The sequence below is a fragment of the Phytohabitans sp. LJ34 genome, assembly GCF_052068095.1.
Lineage (GTDB): Bacteria > Actinomycetota > Actinomycetes > Mycobacteriales > Micromonosporaceae > Phytohabitans.
In genome coordinates this window covers 207,617-225,497 of the sequence record NZ_JBQHDG010000016.1, presented here as the reverse complement: position 1 = coordinate 225,497, position 17,881 = coordinate 207,617, and the positions used below count along the sequence as shown (strand labels likewise).

13 protein-coding genes are annotated in these 17,881 nt (G+C 72.0%); 4 read left to right on the top strand and 9 right to left on the bottom strand.

Translation table 11 applies throughout. The annotated features are described in order from the left end of the window. Positions 1-26: 26 nt before the first annotated feature. The 3 genes from ACTMTJ_RS27530 to ACTMTJ_RS27520 form a co-directional block, all read right to left on the bottom strand. Entirely contained in the window at positions 27-1,604 is a 1,578-nt protein-coding gene (locus ACTMTJ_RS27530; RefSeq protein WP_441220910.1) for a right-handed parallel beta-helix repeat-containing protein, read from the bottom strand. Between the two features lie 23 nt (positions 1,605-1,627). Further along, complete coding sequence (locus ACTMTJ_RS27525; RefSeq protein ID WP_441220908.1) at positions 1,628-3,217, bottom strand: cellulose binding domain-containing protein; 1,590 nt, start codon at positions 3,215-3,217, stop codon at positions 1,628-1,630. A 257-nt stretch (positions 3,218-3,474) separates the two neighbouring features. Then, positions 3,475-4,218, bottom strand: coding sequence for a copper homeostasis protein CutC (locus tag ACTMTJ_RS27520; protein ID WP_441220906.1), 744 nt, complete (start codon positions 4,216-4,218; stop codon positions 3,475-3,477). 165 nt (positions 4,219-4,383) lie between these two features. Here ACTMTJ_RS27520 and ACTMTJ_RS27515 point away from each other — a divergent pair, with 165 nt between their 5' ends. Further along, entirely contained in the window at positions 4,384-4,737 is a 354-nt protein-coding gene (locus ACTMTJ_RS27515; protein ID WP_441220904.1) for a hypothetical protein, read from the top strand. Here the strand turns inward: ACTMTJ_RS27515 and ACTMTJ_RS27510 are convergent. From ACTMTJ_RS27510 to ACTMTJ_RS27500, 3 genes are all read right to left on the bottom strand, one after another. After that, entirely contained in the window at positions 4,728-6,527 is a 1,800-nt protein-coding gene (locus tag ACTMTJ_RS27510) for a glycoside hydrolase family 3 protein (RefSeq protein ID WP_441220902.1), read from the bottom strand. The genes ACTMTJ_RS27515 and ACTMTJ_RS27510 overlap by 10 nt on opposite strands. Before the next feature lie 251 nt (positions 6,528-6,778). Continuing rightward, positions 6,779-7,924, bottom strand: a complete 1,146-nt coding sequence (locus ACTMTJ_RS27505) for a MalY/PatB family protein (RefSeq protein WP_441220900.1) — start codon at positions 7,922-7,924, stop codon at positions 6,779-6,781. 5 nt (positions 7,925-7,929) lie between these two features. After that, the gene (locus ACTMTJ_RS27500; protein WP_441220898.1) at positions 7,930-9,099 is read right to left on the bottom strand and encodes a monooxygenase; all 1,170 of its coding nucleotides are present in this window, start codon (positions 9,097-9,099) and stop codon (positions 7,930-7,932) included. A gap of 180 nt (positions 9,100-9,279) precedes the next feature. On the opposite strand from ACTMTJ_RS27500, the gene ACTMTJ_RS27495 reads away from it, so the two are divergent. Further along, the gene (locus tag ACTMTJ_RS27495) at positions 9,280-12,438 is read left to right on the top strand and encodes an eCIS core domain-containing protein (protein WP_441220896.1); all 3,159 of its coding nucleotides are present in this window, start codon (positions 9,280-9,282) and stop codon (positions 12,436-12,438) included. A 385-nt stretch (positions 12,439-12,823) separates the two neighbouring features. On the opposite strand, the gene ACTMTJ_RS27490 is transcribed toward ACTMTJ_RS27495, so the two are convergent. Genes ACTMTJ_RS27490 through ACTMTJ_RS27480 form a run of 3 tightly spaced genes read right to left on the bottom strand, consistent with a single transcriptional unit; the run spans position 12,824 to position 15,689 of the window. Further along, on the bottom strand, positions 12,824-14,065 hold the full coding sequence (locus ACTMTJ_RS27490; protein WP_441220894.1) for an endonuclease/exonuclease/phosphatase family protein: 1,242 nt from the start codon (positions 14,063-14,065) through the stop codon (positions 12,824-12,826). Between the two features lie 50 nt (positions 14,066-14,115). Beyond that, positions 14,116-15,183 carry an SAM-dependent methyltransferase gene (locus tag ACTMTJ_RS27485; RefSeq protein WP_441220892.1) on the bottom strand — a complete coding sequence of 356 codons (1,068 nt, stop codon included), beginning with the start codon at positions 15,181-15,183 and terminating at the stop codon, positions 14,116-14,118. A 20-nt stretch (positions 15,184-15,203) separates the two neighbouring features. Beyond that, positions 15,204-15,689 (bottom strand): Lrp/AsnC family transcriptional regulator, encoded by a 486-nt coding sequence (locus tag ACTMTJ_RS27480; protein ID WP_441220890.1) that lies wholly within the window; start codon positions 15,687-15,689, stop codon positions 15,204-15,206. A 104-nt stretch (positions 15,690-15,793) separates the two neighbouring features. Here ACTMTJ_RS27480 and ACTMTJ_RS27475 point away from each other — a divergent pair, with 104 nt between their 5' ends. Both ACTMTJ_RS27475 and ACTMTJ_RS27470 read left to right on the top strand, forming a co-directional pair. Beyond that, a complete protein-coding gene (locus ACTMTJ_RS27475; protein ID WP_441220888.1) occupies positions 15,794-16,921 on the top strand; it encodes an MFS transporter in 1,128 nt (375 codons plus the stop codon). A gap of 65 nt (positions 16,922-16,986) precedes the next feature. Then, positions 16,987-17,877, top strand: a complete 891-nt coding sequence (locus ACTMTJ_RS27470) for an S-4TM family putative pore-forming effector (protein WP_441220886.1) — start codon at positions 16,987-16,989, stop codon at positions 17,875-17,877. Positions 17,878-17,881: the final 4 nt, after the last annotated feature.

The window sequence follows — 17,881 nt, the reverse complement described above, 5'->3', positions numbered from 1 at the left end:
CCCGGTCCCGCCGTTTCAGGGTCGGTTCAGAAGCGTGCTCCCACGTCCGCGCCGTTCGACGGGCGCAGGAACGTGGAGGACGGGATCGAGCCGTCCGCGTTGCGCGGCCCGGTGATGGTGCTCGGGTTGGTGTTGGCCAGCGACCAGGTGCCGCCGATGTCCCAGGAGTTGCCGCTGCCGCTGGAGTTGGACCCCAGGTTGACGTTGGTGCCGTTGGCCACGGCGAGGTTGTTGGTCAGCGTGCTGTCCGACCGGTCGAACAAGAAGCCGCCCGACGGGTGGTCCCACGCCGTGCACCGCTCGATCCGGTGCTGCCCCGGGTTGTTGTTGTCGATGAAGCCGCTGCGGGCGTTGTCCCACGCCATGCTGTTGCGCACGGTGTGGTTGCCGGCGACGCCGTTGCCGCCCAGCTTGAAGCCGTTGCCGTCACCGACGTAGTCCGGCAGGTTCCACCGGTTGAAGCCGTTGCCCCACGCCAGGCTGTTTTCGACCAGGATCGGCGAGGAGAACATCCACCAGTCGAGGCCGTCGTCGGAGTTGTTCCACAGGCGGGCGCCGCGCACCACGTTGCCGGTGCCGGAGCCTTCCTTGATGGCCAGGCCGTCGGCGCTCTCCCCGTTGCTGCGCGGGTCGAAGTTGCCGTACGAGTCGAGGTTGATGATCTGGTTGTTGTTCGACGTCAGGAAGAGGTGGAAGCCCGACTCGTAGTTGTCGCGGGTGACCAGGCGCTCGTAGTAGTTGTTGCTGGAGTCGAGGCCGAAGACGCCGTACGGTCCGTGGATGATCTCCAGGCCGATCAGCCGCCACCAGTCGCCCTCGATGTGGATGGCGCCGCGCTCGGGCCGGGGGATGGAGGAGTCGACCGCGCCGGGCGTGTACGGCATGTTCTCGCCGTCCAGGACGACGCGCTCGTTGTTGTAGTTGCGCATCGTGATGGGCTGGCTCGACGTGCCGTTCTTGAGGATCTGGATGTTCGTGCTCGGCGCGTACGTGCCGCCGCGGATGTAGATGGTCTGGCCGGGCTGGACCAGGTCGACCGCCCGCTGGATGGTCAGCAGCGGCGCCGCCAGCGTGCCGGCGTTGCCGTCGTTGCCGTTGGTCGCCACGTACAGCGCGCCGGTCGGCTGCGGGGTGCCGCCCACCTCGAAGTCGAGATAGTCCACATTGGGCAGACCGGCCGCGGCGGTCGGGTTGAGCCGGATGGTGTTGCTGCCCGCGTTGACCGAAACGGTGAGGGTCTTGGTGACCCACGTCGACCAGGCGCCGGTGCCCTCGAAGGACGGGCTCTGCACGGTCGTGCCGTTGACGAGCAGGTTGGCCGGGCGGGCGCCGGTGGTGCCGTTCGCGAACCGCACGCCCAGCGTCGCCGTGCCGGCACTGGCGGCGTTGACGGTGAACTGCGCGTACCCGGCGGTGGAGTTGGTGCCGTTGCAGAAGCCGCTACCGGAGTAGCCGGCCCAGTTGGAGTCGATGGTGCCGGAGCAGACGGCCGGGGAGGTCTCGGCCTCGTACCGCGTCGGTGCGGCGCTGGCCGCGGTCGGTGGCAGGACAAGCACCGCCGCGGCCACCAGGCCGGCGGAGGCGATCGTCGATTTCATGCGCATGGCTACGTCTCCGTGGGAGTGGGTTAGAGCGTTACCGGCCTGCCGCCGAACGTGACGATGAGGCGGCCGTCCGCGGCGAAGGACCAGCCGAGCGCGCCCGTGTACGAGGAGCAGCGGGACCCGTTCGAGCCGGCGTAGAACTGGTTGGAGCTGTCGCTGTTGCCGATGATCCGGTCGTTCGAACCGCTGTCGCACGACGTGTTGTTGCGGAAGACCGAGGTGCCGCCGTCGAAGTTGAAGTTGCGCTCGGTGTTGTCGACGCCGAGGTTGTTCGACATCGTGATGCTGCCGAGGTTGCGGTTGTACGTGAAGCCGTGCTTGCCGTTGCCCACGGCGATGGTGCGCCGCACGACGTGGTTGACCGCGATGTCCTCGCCGCCGAGCTTGAAGCCGTTGCGGTCGCCGTTGCCGGCCTGGCCGCCGTTGCTGAGCGTGCCGTTGTCGTACGCGATCGAGTCCTCGATGGTGACCGCGCCGATCGCGCCGGTGTCCGACTTGGTGTACAGGTCGTAGCCGTCGTCGATGTTGTTGTGCGACACCGTGTACCGGAACACGTTGCCGGAGCCGACCGTGAGCTTGGGCGCGAAGCCGTCCGCGTCCTCGCCGTCGGAGTCGGCGTTGTCGTGCGACTCGGCGCTCAGGATCAGGTTGTTGGCCGGCCACTGGTCGCGCGGCGTGTCCGACGCGATGCGGGAGAGCTGGAGCCCGCTGTCGCGGTTGAAGCGCGTCACCGTGCGCTCGATGATGTTGTTGCTGCCGCCGACGAAGATGCCGTTGTCGCCGGCGCGCTCGACGACCAGGCCGTAGACGCGCCAGTAGTTGCCGTTGACGGCGAGCCCGCGGGCGGCGGTGTCTTCGGCCTGCGCGGAGAAGTTGAGCACCGGCCGCTCACCGGGGTAGGCGGAGAGCGTCTTGCGGGCGCTGGCGGTGCCGTTGTTGCCCGGTGCGATGGTCACCGTCTGCGCGAGGTTGTACGTGCCGCCCCGTACGTAGATCGTGCCGCCCGCCGGGATGCGCGTGATCGCCGAGGCGAGCGTGGTCGGGCTGGCCTCGGTGCCGGGTGCGCTGGCGCTGCCGTTCGCCGAGACGTAGAGCGTGTTGCCCGACGGCGGCGGCGTGGTCGGGGGAGTGGTGGGCGGCGTCGTCGGCGGTGTGGTGGGCGGAGTGGTGCCCGGCGTCGTTGGGTTTACGCCTCCCGTGCACGCCACACCGTTGACGGCGAAGCTCGCCGGGACCGGGTTGCTGCTGTTGTTCCACGTGCCGTTGAATCCGAACGAGGTCGTGGCGTTGGTGGCGAGCGAGCCGTTCCAGGTCACGTTCGCCGCCTGCACGCTGCCGCCGCTCTGGGTGAAGGTGGCGTTCCAGCCCTGGCTGACGGTCTGCCCGGCCGCGAACGACCAGGTGACGGTCCACGAGGTGAGTGGGTCGCCGACGTTGGTGAGGCTGACGTTCGCGCTGAAGCCGCCGGGCCATTGCGAGCCCACCGAGTACGCGACCCGGCAACCGGGTGCCGCCTGGGCCGCGCCGGCGGTGACCACGACCGTGGCGGCCGCGAGCGCCGCCGCCGTGCCCGTGGAAATCCACAGCGCCGCACGGCGCCGTCTGTTGTGCATGGTGCTCTCCTTAGGTCTGGTGCGCCTCCGGCGCCGGTTGCCCTGGCCGGTGTGGAGGCGGGCCTTCTCCCGCCGGGACGCGCGTCGCGCCGCAGCCCGGCGGTACGGCGACCTGGTGTGGCGTCAGGCGGGAAAGCGCTTTCCAAGATACTGACATATGACCATATAGTCAATCGTCGGTATGTGCGCGAGTACTTGGTAGACGCCCCGGGACCTCCGCGGATAACAGAAACCGCGAAACTGTTCGTGGGTTTGCTCTACCGTTCGACGCCGGCGGCTCGGATCAGCGCCTCGATCGCCGCCCGGCTCGTGCGGCGGCGGGTGTACTCGTCCGCGCCGGACGCGCTGCCCATCGCGACCCGCGGGTTGCGGTGGCGGGCCGGGCTGTCCACAGTGGTACGTGCGGTGAAGTGCACCTCGCGCACCCCGGTCAGGTCGATCAGGCGCCGCACGTTGCCGGCCGTCACGCCGCCGCCCGGCATCACGACCAGGCGGTCCCCGGCGGCCGTGACAAGCTCGGCGATCAGCGCGGCGCCGTCGAGCGCGGTCGCCTCCTGGCCGGATGTCAGCAGCCGGTCGGCGCCGAGGTCGGCGACCGCGGCGAGCGCCTCGCGGGGACGCCGGGCCATGTCGAAGGCGCGGTGGAACGTCACCGACAGGCCGTCCACATCGGACAGCAGCTCCCGGCAGGCGGCCAGGTCCACGTCGCCGTCCGCGGTGAGCGCGCCGATGACGACGCCGTGCGCACCGGCCGCCGCGACGGCCTCGATGTCGCGGCGCATCGCCCGGATCTCGTGGCGGTCGTAGACGAAGTCGCCGCCGCGCGGGCGGACGAGCACGTTGACGTCGATGGTCGCGACGTCGAGGGCGGTGGCGATCGCGCCGGCGCTGGGGGTCACGCCACCCTCGGAGAGAGCGGCGCACAGTTCGACCCGGTGGGCGCCGGCCGCCTGTGCCGCGAGCACCCCGTCAGCGCTGTCGACACAGACCTCGAAACGCACCCGCACATGCTATGCGATCTTGGCGGCGGGCCGCGTGGGGCGGCGCGCCGCGTGGGGCCGCGCACCGTGCAGAGCAGCGGGCCGCGCAAGGCGGCGCGACGCGTGGGGCGGCGCGCCGCGTAAACCGGTGGTCGTCCTCATGGCGATCGGGCACGCTACCGGGTGATGGGGATGCTGGAGAGCATGGCGAGCCGGGTCGCGCAGGGTGCGACCGTCCAGTTTCGGCCGACCGGGTCGTCGATGGTGCCGCTGATCCACAGCCGACAGCTGGTAACGGTCGCGCCGGTCGACCCGGCCAAGCTCGCCGTCGGCGACATCGTGCTGGCCAAGGTCGCCGGGACGGTCTACCTGCATCTCGTCTCGGCCCTCGACGCCGGCGCGGGCCGCGTGCAGATCAGCAACAACCGCGGCCGGGTCAACGGCTGGACGACCTACGCCCGCGTGTACGGCATCTGCACCGCGGTCGACGGCGCCGCCCGACCCCGCCTCGACGGCAAGATCCGGGCCGGTCAGCCGTAGCTGAGGCCGTGTCCGAACGGATAGAGCGCGCCCGTCCCGTCCGCCCGCGGGATCGTGACCGGCAGCCGCCCGCGCGGGTTTACCTCGCCGAAGAGCACCCGTACCAACGCCTCGATCGAGCCGGCCGTGTAGCCGTAGGTCGCCAGGTAGGTGGGCACCGTGGTGAGGCGGGAGATGTCGTACGGGTTGCGCATCCCGGAGACCACCACCGGCTTGCCGGTCGCGAGCAGCGCCGCGACAAGGGCCTGCTGGGCGGCCGCGGACGCGGTGGGTAGCCCGGTTGTGGCGTCGACGTTCGCCGCGTTGTTGGTCGACACGACCACGAGGTCGGTGGCCGCGGCCGCCGCCACCGCCGCGTCGATCCTCGCCTGGGTCGGTGTCAGACCCGTCTCCACCACCGTGACGGTCTGGCCGCGGCGGCTGATGGCGGCCCCGATGGTCGCGGTCGTCGTCACGCCCCAACCCGTCACGAGAACGTCGCGCGGGTCCGGCGCGAGCGGCAGCAGGCCGGCGTCGTTCTTGACGAGGGTGGTCGTGCGGTCGGAGATGGCCTGCGCGTCGAGGAGGTGGTCGGGCGCGCCCACGACCTTCTCCGCGAGGGCGGCGTCGACGAACGGGTCGGCGAACAGGCCGCGCTTGGTCTTCAGCCGCAGGATCCGGCGCACCGAGTCGTCGAGCCGGCGCTTGGAGATCTCGCCGCTCCGCACGGCGTCGAGCACCGCGTTGTACGCGACGTCCATCTGCGGCGCGAGCACGAGCTGGTCGGCGCCGGCCTTGAACGCCTCGACCGGCGCCACCTCGGGCGGGTAGGTGCCCGTCGCCCCGCCCATGTCGAGCGCGTCGGTGACGATGAGCCCGTCGTAGCGCAGGTCGCCGCGGAGCAGCCCGGTGAGGATGGGCTTGGACATCGTCGCGGGCGCGCCGCTGGGGTCGATCGAGCGGAGCACCACGTGCGCCGTCATGATCGTGTCGACGCCGCGGCGGATGGCGGCCCGGAACGGCGGCAGGTCGATCGCCTTGAGCTGCGCGCGGGTGTGCGTCACCTCGGGCAGGCCGAAGTGACTGTCTACTGTGGTGTCACCGTGCCCCGGGAAGTGCTTCGCCACCGCGGCCACACCGCCGTCGTGGTAGCCGTCGACCTGCGCGGCGACAAGGTCGGCCACCAGGCCCGGGTCCTCGCCGACCGACCGCACGCCGATGACCGGGTTGGCCGGGTTGACGTTGACATCGGCCACCGGCGCGTAGTTTTGGTTGATGCCGACGGCGTCGAGCTCGGTGCCGATCACCTCGGCCGAGCGGCGCGCGTCGGCCCGCGACCGCCCGGCGCCGAGCGCCATGTTGCCCGGCATCGCGGTGGCCGGTGCGGAGAGCCGGGTGACGACCGCGCCGCCCTCCTGGTCGGTGGAGATCAGCAGCGGGATGCCCGTGCGCTGCCGCGTGGCGGCCGCCTGGAGCCCGTTGGACAGCGTGGCGATCTGCCGCGGGCTCTGGAGGTTGTCCGGGCCGCGGGCCGCGGTGAAGTAGATGACCCCGCCCGGCTGGTACTTGTCGATGACCTGCGCCGGCGTGCTCACGCCATACAGCCGCTGGTTGTTGGCGGCGGCGGCCGCGCTCACGGTGTCGGCGTCCTGCCCGAACACCTCGACCACGAAGAGCTGCCCGACCTTCTCCTCCAGGCTCATGTGCCGGATGAGCCGATCGACTGGCTTGCCCGTGGCGGCCGACGGCGAGGCGGCCGAGACCACCAGCACACCCACCGTGGCGGCGGCGACGCTGACCCGACTCCACATGCGGGCGACTTTACGCAACGTGTATAGCCGCGGTAAACATCGATTAGCCTGCTTTCTTTACACATATTTCTTGCCCGGGTCCGCGTCACCCGCGGACCGTCGCTCCCGCCGGAGACCGCTCCGTCCGGCGGCTCGCCAGGGCTCGCCGACTTCCCCGGCCTCCGCTGCCAGGTCCGCGGATCCAGCCCACCGCACCCGCCCGCCCTCCTCTCCCTCCCCAAGAGGGCAGCCCTCTTGGGGACGGGCCGGCGCTAGCGGGCGGCGGCTGCCATGCGGGCGGTGACCTCGTCGAGGATCTCCGGGCTGGTGGCGAGGTTGAAGCGGGCGAAGTCGGCGCCGGCGGCGCCGAACCGGCTGCCCCGCTCCAGCGCCACGCGGCCCTTGTCGAGAAACAGCTCGCACGCCTTGTCGCCGCCGCCGAGAGCGGTGCAGTCGAGCCAGGCCAGGTAGGTCGCCTCCGGTCGGCACCAGGAGAGCATCGGCAGCCGCTCGACCAGTAGCCGGCCGAGCAGGGTGCGCCGGTCGTCGAGCGTGGCGAGCAGTCGGTCGAGCCAGGCGACGCCCTCGGTGTACGCGGCCACCGACGCCAGCACGCCCAGGTGGCCGACCCGCGCGGAGGTCTCCGCCGGGAAGCGGTCGACCACGGCCGCCATCGCCGGCGCCGCGGTCACGACGGAGGCGCATTTGAGACCGGCGAGGTTCCACGCCTTGCTGGCGGAGACCACGCTGACCGCGACCTCCGCGGCGCCCGGCAGGGTGAGCAGCGGGGTGAACGCCGCGCCGGGCAGCGCGAGCGGCGCGTGGATCTCGTCGCTGACCACCGTGACGCCGTACGCGGTGGCGAGCCGCACCACCTCGGCCAGCTCGTCGGGGGCGTGCGCGCGGCCGACCGGGTTGTGCGGGTTGCACAGCACGAACGCCGCCGGGCCGGCCGCGAACGCGCGCTCCAGGGCGGGAAGGTCGAGCCGCCAACCGGCGGCCTCGCGGGCCAGCGGCACCTCCACGATGCGGCCGCCGGCCTCGGGCACCCAGTCGTAGAACGGCGGGTACACCGGTGGGCAGAACACGACGTCGTCGCCGGGACGGCGCAGCGCCCGCAGCACCTCCACGACACCGACTCCGACGTCGGCCACCGCGGTCACCGACGCCGGGTCGACCCGCCAGCCCCACCGGTCGGCGGCGAACCCGGCCAGCGCCTCGCCGAGCACCGGCTCGGCCACCGGATAGCCGGTGTCGCCGCAGTCGATCGCCTCGTGCAGGACGGCCGTGACCGGTGGCGCCAGCGCGAAGTCCATCTCGGCGACGAACAGCGGCACCACGTCCGGCGGGTATCGCAGCCACTTCTCGCTGCGCCGCTGGCGCAGTTCGGCCAGCGGCGCTACGGGCAAAAGATCCATGCCGCCTATGATCGCGTGCCGATCAACAGGCCCAAACACATTTCGTCGCTGGTGCCGTCGCCCCACACGACGTACCGGGGCGGCAGCTGCTTGAGCTGGGGCAGCATCTTGCGCAGGCCGGCGTCGTGGGTGCAGGTGACCCGCACGACGTCGCCCTTCTTCACCTCGACCGGGCTGGCCAGGGGCCGGATCGCCTGGTCGTCGAAGTTGTACTGGGGCACGTCGAGCAGGGTCTTCGCGCCGGCGGTACCCGGGTTGAGCTCCATCTTGATGGACCGGCCGAGCAGGTGCATATGCCCGGCGGTGGCGTGGATGGTGGCACCGGCCTCCATCGGGATGTCGCAGTGCTGGGTCGGCCCGGGCACCGGCTTGCCCTTGCTGCACCACTCGACGAGCTGCGCGGCGGTGGAGCCGACGTCTTCGCCGAAGCGGCGGGTCACGTCTTTGATCGCCTCGTCGCGGTCGCACAGCGGGCCGCTCTCCTGCGCGGTGCACGGCAGCTCGATCGGCGCCGGCACCTGGAGCGTGGCCAGCGGCGTCATCGGGCTGCTGCCGTCGGCGACGCGCAACCTGATGCTCGACTGGTCGGTGTCGCCGGTCTTCTCGTCGATCGCGAGCAGGTTGTAATGCACCTGCATGACCATCTGGCTGCCCGGCGGCATCTCGTAGCCCAGGCCCTCGTCCAGCAGCACCTCGTTGGCGCCGGGCGCCCAGTGGGCCACCCACGCGTCGTCGTCGACGCCGGAGTCGCCGAAGCACTGCCAGCCCTCGCCGGGCGTGCGTTTGTCGAGCTCGTTGGCCTCTCGCACGTGCTCCGGCGTGATCCGGAAGAAGATGGCGTGGTGCACGATGGCCGAGTTTTGCGGCAGGAACTGGCTGCCCGTCAGGTAGCTCTTCGTGGACAGTCCAGGATCGACGATGAAGCAGCGGTACTCGTCGGTGCCGCCGTTCGGCGCGGCTGGCGTGTACGGCCGCGGCATCTTCAGCGTCACGAAGCGCTCGCCGTCCCGCGCCGGCGCCGGCGGTGCAGGTGGCGAACCCGAGCCGTGCGTGCTGTGTGTCGTGTCAGCCGGAGCGGCCGGGGCGTCGCCCGCGTCGTCGCCGCACGCCGCACTCACCCCTAGCAGGGCCAGGCCCATCGCCGCCGCGACAACCCGCCCACCGATCCCCGTCACGCGCATCTCCCGTGCCTCCCCTGACATAGACGCCCGTACCGTCGATGATCGAGGAAGCAGGTGCTTGCTGTATATCCGGGTTCGCCCGGATTGAACCCCGAAGATCCGTCCGCCGGACCGTGCCCCTATGGCTGCCCGCAGGTACCACCGCTTCCCGAAGGGCGCCGGTACCGTGAGGTGATGAGGGGCGGACGCGCGGAGCACGCCCGCGACCGGCCCGTCGACGAGACGCCGGCGCCCGGGCCCGCCGCCCCGCCGGTGTCCTGGGTCAGCAACAGCGCCGTGGCCCGGCTCGTCGATCGCCCCGGCCCTCTTCCGGTGGGCACCGACCGTCAGGCCGAGCGGGCCACGCCCCCGCCGCCGGAGGCGAGCCGGCAGGCGGCGCCGCCGATCGTGCACACCGGTGGGGTGGCCGACCAGGCGGCGGCCGCGGTGGGTGCCCTGGCCTTCGCCTTCGGTCCGCATGTCGTGCTGTCGTCGGTCGTCGCCGGTGCCGCGCCGCCGCTTCGCAACCGGGTGCTCGCGCACGAGCTGCGGCACGTCCGCGCGCAGACCGCGGCCGGGTACGAGTGGATCGAGCGCTACGAGCCGATGGCGCTCAACTCGTCGATGACCGCCACGGCGGCGGAGAGCCTGCCGGACGAGGAGCTGCGAGCCGAGCTCGCCGCCGCCGACGCCGCACTGTCACGGCCCGACCTGGCCAACCGCGACACCGTACGAGCCAACCGGGACCTGCTGGAAACGCAGGCGATGGCGCGCGACCTGCCCCGGGACACCCCGACCCCCGGGCCGCGCCCGTACGCCACCGCCGGGATGGAGCTCACCGAGGACGCCCAGCACGTGCGGTACGTCCTGGAGACGCTGGTGACCACGCGCGGCACCGCCTACACCGAGCGCGTCGTCGACGACGTCGACCTGATGTCCACCACCTTCGGCAAGGCCCTGTACTGGATGGGCCAGGGTGCGTCCGCGGGCGCGTACCCGATGGGCGGGCAGCCGCAGATCCCGCCGGTGTTTCCGTCGCCCGCGTTGGCCCGGCTGGTGTCCCAGCAGTGGCAGATCCTCAAGGCGGAAAACGAGACGATCGTCAGGCAGGCGGAGCAGGTCGGCAAGGCGCTGATGCTCCAGGCGCTGGCCACGAGCCTCGCCCAGACCGAGCAGGAGAGCCAGCGGTACGGCTGGGTGTCCAACCGCCACTACACGCTGCGGGACACCCGGCAGGACCACCTCCAAGAGGAGCAGCGGCTCGGGCGGGCCGCGGCGGACCTGGTCGCCAAGCGTGACCGCCTTCTCCAGGTGGCGGGGGAGATCGGCGCGCTGGAGTCCCGGTTGAACACCGCCGAGTCCGACCCCATGCTCGCCGAAAACCTCGGTGCGCGGATCAGCGCGCTGCAAGCGCAACAGGCGCAGGCGCGGGCCGACCTCCTGAACGCCGAGCTGGCGCAGACCCAGCAGTTTCCGGTCCTGTCCGCGTACGTCTCCCGCAACGAGTGGGACGACCTGCGCGACCTGGCCGAGGATCCGACCGACTGGGAGTACGGCGTCCGGATCCGGGAAACCCTCGGCAACATCCTGGACGTGAAGGAGGCGCTGCTCGCGGGCGACACCTCGATCTGGAAACAGGACGCCATCGTCGGGCTCCTTCGCCAGCTCCAGTCCATCCCGCCCGGCTCGATGCGCGCCAGGCTGTTCGACGAGGCGATCGCCGCCGCGGACGACGACCCGTGGTGGAAGACGGCGCTCACCGTGGTCGGGATCGGGCTGTCGCTGCTCGCCGCCATCCCCACGGGAGGCCAGAGCCTGGTGGTCGCCGCGGCGATCCTGACCGCCGACGCGCTGGCGATCGGCATCGACATCTACCTGCTCAGCGAGGCGTGGTCGGAGTACCAGCTGGACAAGGCCGCGGCCGGATCCGACCTCGACATCGCGAAGGCGGTGTCCAGTGTGGAGCCCTCCGCCCTGTGGCTGGCGGTGCAGATCGTGGCGACCGGGGTGGGTGCGGCGGGGACGGCCCGCACCTTCCGCGCCGCCGTCGCGAGCCGCGCCGCGGCCCGCGCGGCGACCACGTCGGACGAACTGGCCGACGCCCTCAAGGCGCTCGACCAGCAGCTCGGCGACGCCGGACTGCCGGCGGCGGCCAGAGAGCGGGCGATCAGCGAGGCCATGCCGCCCGGGTACACCCCCGACGAGATGCTCCGCGCCGCCGAGGAAGCCGGCGTCCGCCTGTCCGCCGAGTCCGCGGCGCAGGCCGCGAGCCGCGTGTACCCCGGGATCCGCCCCGAGCTCGCGAACAGGGTGTCCAGCGCTCCGCTCGAGGGCAGTCCGGTCGGTACGACCGGGAAGGCGTGGACGCACCGCGCGGTGAAGGCCGACGAGATCAAGCCGATCGAAGACGCCGTCGACGGACCGGGCTGGCAGTTCCCCGAGCTGAAGGAGGGCGAGGTGCTCGTCTTCCCGTCCGGCTACCGGGTGTGGCGGGATCCGGGCAGCAAAGCCATCGTCGAGGAGATGGCGGTCTCGGAGTCCGTCACCGCCTCGCGGGCCGTCAGCCAGGGCGAGGACTCGATCCACGGCGCCACCGACATGGGGCCCGAGTTCGCCGCCGCGAAGACCGAGCGGGCACACGGGGCCGGCTCACCCGGTCTGGGCTTCGACGCACCGTACGGGGTGGTGCACGCCCCGTTCCTCGTCAACCAGCGCTACGAGAAGTCGCTGGAGGCGTGGCTGCCGAAGCTCCAGGCCAACGCCGCGCCCGGTGTCCAGTACGTCTACACCACCATGACCGTCAAGCGGGGCATGGCCCTCCAGGAGCGGGTCTACCGGGTCAGCGCGATCGCCGACGGGGAGATGCACGACCTGGTCGAGTTCACCGTGCGGATGGACCCCGCCAAGGGGGTGGGTGACGCGGCCGTGCAGGTGCCCACCGGGCCCGACGTGATCGCCTCCCAAGAGGTCCTCGACCGGTTCATCACCGTCGATCCGGGCGCCACCCTCGGCGAGGCGCTGGGCCGGCAGGTCCGCGCGAAGGGCGCGACGCTCCACAAGGGACTACTCGAGACCCGCAAGCGCCTCAAGACGCTCAAGGAGACGGTCCGGGACAAGCTCGAACCCCGACTCGTCGAAGGCGACGTCGCCTTCGCGGACGCGCTGGACGAGCTGACCGCGACGGTCGGACGACTGGAGGACCACTTCGCCGCCGAGGCCGTCGACACCGCGGCCCTGACCCGGGTCGACGAGATCCTGACGGCCTTCCGCGCCCGCACCAGCCGCCGGCTCCACCGGGTGACCGCCCAGGATCTCCAGGCCCTCACCGAAAGCCTCGAAGACGCCCTGCGCTAGCAGACCTTTCAGGGTCAGGGTCGCCGCCCGTCGTGGCGTGGCTTCGAGGCATATTTGCCCACGTCCGCGTCAGCTGCGGACCGTTTGCGCGGGGTCCCCGGGGAAACGTGGAGCGCAGCGGAGCGTTTTCTTGGGGTGCTTTCCCGCGGGCACCGTTCCCGGCCGGCGGCTCGCAGCGCTCGCCGAAATCCCCGGCCGTCCACTGCCGGGTCCGCGAGACAAGCCCGGAAGGGGGTCTTCGCGGACCCCCTTTCTCCCCGCCGGTTGCGCGCGGGGTGAGCGCGACCGGCGGCGGACGGGTGAGGCCGCGGGAGCAGCGGTCTGGACCACGACGGACGTCGCGGTAGCTCGAATCCTCTTCTGGTCAGGGATCCAGAGGCCGGGCTCACCGGGTGACGTCGAGCCAGACCAGGCGGTGGTCCGACGTCGGGAAGGGGAACGTGCCGGTCAGGCGGGACAGCGGGTCGCTGGCGACCGGCCAGAAGACTCCGCCGCCGCGGATCCGCAGCCCGCGCGACGGCAGCACGTAGTCGGCGCGCAGGTTGCCCGGCCCGGGCACGTCGGCGAAGTCGGCGGTGTCCTGCGCCGGGTCGCTCCGGTGCGTGGTGTTGGCGCCGCCCTGTAGCGCGCTGGCCTCGGCCGCCCCGCCGCTCGTCGGGACGAACGAGGCGTTGACCCGCGGGTTGTCGAGCAGCTGCTGGGCCGCGCCCGGCATGCTGTCGCCGTCACGCGGGTCGGAGTTCAGGTCGCCGGCGATGACGAACCGCGACCCCGGCCGCAGCCCGCCGCGGCGGCCCTTGTCGTCGTAGATGTAGCGGCCGTGGCCGGGCCGCACGTAGTCGGCCCAGAAGCGGATCTCGTCGAAGTTGCGGCGGCCGTTGCGGTCTTCGGCACCGTCGAAGACCGGCGGCGTGGGGTGGCTGACCAGGAAGTGCACGGTGCGCTTGCCGACCCGCACCGGCAGGTCCCAGTGGCTCTTCGAGGAGAGCCGGAAGACGGCTTGCTCCGCAGGGGAGTACCAGTCGGCGGGTCCGGCGGTGGCCGGGTCGTCCGGCAGCAGCGCGCCCGGCATGTCCTTCCACCGGAACGTCTGGAACGTCCGCACGTCGCGCGACTCGATCGGGTATCGCGAGTAGACGACCATCCCGAACTGGCCGGGGAACGCGCCGAAGCCGAGCGCGTCGTCGCCGTAGCCCGCCACGGCCGGGTCGGTGACCGCACGCCCGTCGTTGTTGAGGTCGAACCCGGACGCGACGCCGGTGTTGCTCGGCGCGATGAACCGGTACGGGTAGCGGATCGGGGTCGAGCCGTTGCGGCCGACGGACAGGTAGTTGTCCTGGAACAGCCGCGCGGCCTCCGGGTCGTAGTCGAACTCGTTGATCAGCAGCACGTCCGGCCGGATCCGCTGTATGACCTCGGCGACCGCGCCGGCCTGCGCGTTACCGGGGGTGGACAGGTCGGCCCGCAGCGCGCCCGCGGCGCCCCTGTTGAGCGAGGCGTTGAACGTCGCGAACCGCACCGAGTCACCCCGCCCGTGCGCGGACGCCTCCGCCGTGGCGATCGGCAGCGCGGCGACGACGAGGACGGCGGCGGTGGCCAGACGGACGGCGCGGGCACGGATCGACACGGCGTTCCCCCTTCTTCCCGGCCGGAGTCTAGCCAGACGAGGTGTCCTGGCTAGGGGAACAGCCGGTAAAAACGCCATGTCGCCGTCTCGATGGGGAGCACCTCGACGGAGTGGAAGCCGGCCTCCCCGGCGTAGCGGCGCAGGGTGGCGGTGCGCATCACGGCGCCGGTGGCCGCGGTCTCCGGGTCGCCCATGGCGCCGGGCAGGCAGGTGACCACGCTCCAGCCGTAGTGGTAGCGCTCCAGGTCGGGCGCGGGCGCGGTGAACTCGTCCGCGACCTTCTCGTCGATCATCACGACCGAGCCGCCGTCGGCGAGCATGGAGCGCACCGCCCGCAGGACGTCGACGGGGCGGGCCATGTCGTGGAAGCCCTCCAGGATCGTGACGAGGTCGTAGCGGCCGGACAGCGCGGGGGCGGCGGCGTCCGCGACGGAGAACGACACCCGGTCGGCCAGCCCTTCGGCGGCGGCGTTGCGCCCGGCGTCGGCGATCGCGGCCGCGTCGAGGTCGAAACCGTCCACTGTGACCAGTGGGTAGGCACGGGCGATGGCGATGCTCGACCATCCCATGCCGCACGCCAGGTCGGCCACGCGCGCCGGCGGTTGGGCGCGGAGCCGGCGGTCGACGTCCGCGATGGCGGGCAGCCACTCGGCGCCGAGGTGGGCGAGGTAGGTCGGGCGGTTGTCGGCGGCCCGCCCTTCGGGCTCCCAGGGCAGGCGCGGGGGAGCGCCGCCGGTCCGGAACGCCTCGACAAGGTCGGGCAGCGGGCGACCGCCGCGGACGATGTCGATGGCCCGGTGCGCGGCGAACCGCACGTCGTCGCGGTCGGCCAGCACCGGGACGTGCGCGGCCGGCAGGTGGTAGCGGCGGTCGAGCGGGCCGGCGGCGACGTCGTCGACCTCCAGCAGGCCGCTGGCGGCGTGGTGCTCCAGCCACTCCCGGATGTACCGCTCGGCGGTGCCGGTGCGGTCGGCGAGCTCGGTCGAGGTGGCCGGACCGCCCTCGTGCAGGGCCCGGTAGAGCCCCAGCCGGTCGCCGAGGTAGACGGTGTAGAGCTCGAGCGCGCCGAGCGCGTCGCGAAACAGCCGGTCGGCCAGCGCCTCTGTCGGATCATCCATAGAGGCATCCTGCCGGACGTCTAGTGGCTCCAGCCGGCCGATTGGGTGGTTGGCCGCTCCTCGGCGGGGCGTTGCACGGGGCGGTTTTCGTACTGGGTGGAGAGCACGACGTGCGAGTGCATCTCGCGGTGCTCGCCGAGCCGCTCCAGCAGCCCTTCGAGGTGGGACATGGACGCGACGCGCACCTTGAGCATCGAGCAGAAGCCGCCGCTCAGCTTGTGGATCTCGACGACCTCGGGAAAGTCGCCGGCGGTGGTGGTCTTGAGCAGGCAGCGCCCGTGCTCGCAGCGGAGCTGGACGAACGCGGTCAGCGGCAGCCCGGCCTTGGCCGGGTCGACGCGGGCCTGGTAGCCGGCGATCACGCCGGACTCTTCGAGCCGGCGGACGCGCTCGGCCACCGCGGGCGACGACATGTTTACCAGGCGGCCGAGCTGGTTGTAGGACAGGCGGCCGTCGCGCTGTAGCTCGGCGAGGATGCGCCAGTCGGTCTGGTCCAGCTCCTTCATGTGGAAAGCGTCCCGCGAATCCGCCTTCCAATCAAGAGGCGGCGGGGCCGCATGGGTGTCCACAGCCTCTGTAGGCGAACCATGGTCCTTCCTACCGTAAATCCATGACCGTAATCCTCTTCGTCGCCGCCGCGCTGATGAACGCCGCGCTGGCGACGGCCAGCCCGGTGAGCACGATCGTCGCGGCGGACCAGGTCGGCGGTGCCCTGGCCGCCCTGCCCAACACGGCGGCCATCCTCGGCACCGGCTTCGGCGCGATGCTGCTGACCCGGGCGCGCCGGCGCTGGGCCTGGCGGACGAGCCTCACCTGGGGCTACGCGGCCGCCGCCGCGGGTGGGTTGCTCGCCGTCCCCGCGGTGAGCGGCGGCCACGTCGTCGCGTTGTGCGCCGCCATGCTCCTGATCGGGCTCGGCAACGCGGCCGCGCTGCTGTCCCGCTACGCCGCCGCCGAGCACCAGCCGGCGGGCCGGCACGGCTTCGCGATCGGCGTCGTCGTGTGGGCGGGCGCGCTCGGCGCGGTGGGCGGGCCGCTGCTGCTCGGCTGGTTGGCTCTCGCGGACGCGTTCCTCTTCGCGGCGCTGGCCGCCACCCTCGCCGCCGCGGCGACGCTCGCGCTGCCGCGCGCACGGCCCGAGGAGACGAGGACCCGCGTGCCGCTGCGCGTGCTGACCCGTACCCCGACCGCCCGCTCGGCCCTGGCCGTGATGGCCACCGCCCAGGTCGTGATGGGCGGCCTCATGACCGCGGCACCGCTCGGCATGCACCAGCACCACGCCCCGCTCGGCTCGGTCGGCACCGCGCTGTCCGCGCACGCGCTGGGCATGTTCGCGCTGTCACCGCTGACCGGTTGGCTGCTCGACCGGTTCGGCGCCCGCCCGATCATGCTCGCCGGGCTCCTCACCATGCTTGTCGCGACCGTGCAGCTCACGATCGCGCCCGGCGACGAGGGCCTGCGCGTCGCGGCGCTCTTCCAGCTCGGGTACGGGTGGAACCTCTGCTTCGTCGGCGGCAGCGGCAGCCTCGCCGACGGCTTCGCGGCGGCGGACCGGTCCGGCGTGGAAGGCGCCGTCGACGCGGCCGTGTGGGGACTGGCCGCCGTGGCCGCCCTCAGCTCGACCGCCGCGTTCGCCGCCGGCGGGTACACGTTGCTCGGCGCCCTCGCGGCGGCCCTGCTGGTCACGGTGGCGTTGCCACTCCGGTCGGGGATGATCCGCGAATCGCGTACCGGATGATCGGCCGTATTCCTTCAGCCTTGTAGGCATTCAATACCGTCGGTGTCCTCGTGGACACTTTTCGCATGGCGAACACCCAGCGGCTCGTCGAGCGGCAGCAGCGGCGGCGCGCCATCGTCCTGCATCGGGCCATCGCCGCCTCCCACCAGCGGGCGCAACGGGCCCACACCGCCAGCCTCGCCGTGTCGGCGCTGGCCGCGAGCCTCGGCGTCGTCGCGCGGATCGTGCCCGAGGCGGCGCCGACGGTCGCCGTCTTCGGCGCGGTCTGGGTCGTGGTCTACGCGACGGCCGTCGCGCCGTGGGCCGCGCGACACCAGCGCACCAGCGCGACCCTCCAGGAGATGCTGGCCGAGGAGCTGTTCGACCTCCCGTGGAACCAGGTGGCGGTGGGCGACCCGGTGACCGAAGACGAGGTGAGCGAGCTCAGCCGGCAGTACCGCGGCGACGAAAACCGCTACCGGACGTACTACATCGTGGCCGACGTCCCACCGCCTTACGACACGTTGTTCTGCCTTGAGCAGGACCTGGCGTGGGCGTCGCGGGTCCGGCGGCGCTATGCGCGGCTGCTGCTGGCGCTCGCGGTGCTCTGGAGCGTCGCCGGGATCACCGTCGGCATCGTCGCCCAGCTGAGCATCACCGAGCTGATGAGCAACTGGTTCGTCCCGTCGCTCGGCCTCCTCCTCGTGTGCCTCGACAGCTACCGGTCGCAGATCACGAACACCCGGGAGCGGACCCGCGTGCACGCGCTCGTGACCGAGCACGCCAAGAAGCCGCTCGCGCCGGGTCCGGAGTGGACCGAGTTCGCCCGGCGGGTGCAGGATCTGCTTTTCCAGATGCGCCGCCAGCAGCCGCGCACGCCGAGGTGGTTCTTCCTTCGCTACCACGACCGTGACGAGGCGGACTTCCAGTACCGGAAGGAGCAGCTGGAGGCCCGCTTCACGCCCGCCGCACCGTGAGCCG

What these genes read in the sequence shown, in the direction of transcription:
- ACTMTJ_RS27530 (WP_441220910.1), bottom strand. Translation starts at nt 1,604, where the DNA reads ATGCGCATGAAATCGACGATCGCCTCCGCCGGCCTGGTGGCCGCGGCG.
- ACTMTJ_RS27525 (WP_441220908.1), bottom strand. Translation starts at nt 3,217, where the DNA reads ATGCACAACAGACGGCGCCGTGCGGCGCTGTGGATTTCCACGGGCACG.
- ACTMTJ_RS27515 (WP_441220904.1), top strand. Translation starts at nt 4,384, where the DNA reads ATGGGGATGCTGGAGAGCATGGCGAGCCGGGTCGCGCAGGGTGCGACC.
- ACTMTJ_RS27510 (WP_441220902.1), bottom strand. Translation starts at nt 6,527, where the DNA reads ATGTGGAGTCGGGTCAGCGTCGCCGCCGCCACGGTGGGTGTGCTGGTG.
- ACTMTJ_RS27505 (WP_441220900.1), bottom strand. Translation starts at nt 7,924, where the DNA reads ATGGATCTTTTGCCCGTAGCGCCGCTGGCCGAACTGCGCCAGCGGCGC.
- ACTMTJ_RS27495 (WP_441220896.1), top strand. Translation starts at nt 9,280, where the DNA reads ATGAGGGGCGGACGCGCGGAGCACGCCCGCGACCGGCCCGTCGACGAG.
- ACTMTJ_RS27485 (WP_441220892.1), bottom strand. Translation starts at nt 15,183, where the DNA reads ATGGATGATCCGACAGAGGCGCTGGCCGACCGGCTGTTTCGCGACGCG.
- ACTMTJ_RS27480 (WP_441220890.1), bottom strand. Translation starts at nt 15,689, where the DNA reads ATGAAGGAGCTGGACCAGACCGACTGGCGCATCCTCGCCGAGCTACAG.
- ACTMTJ_RS27475 (WP_441220888.1), top strand. Translation starts at nt 15,794, where the DNA reads ATGACCGTAATCCTCTTCGTCGCCGCCGCGCTGATGAACGCCGCGCTG.
- ACTMTJ_RS27470 (WP_441220886.1), top strand. Translation starts at nt 16,987, where the DNA reads ATGGCGAACACCCAGCGGCTCGTCGAGCGGCAGCAGCGGCGGCGCGCC.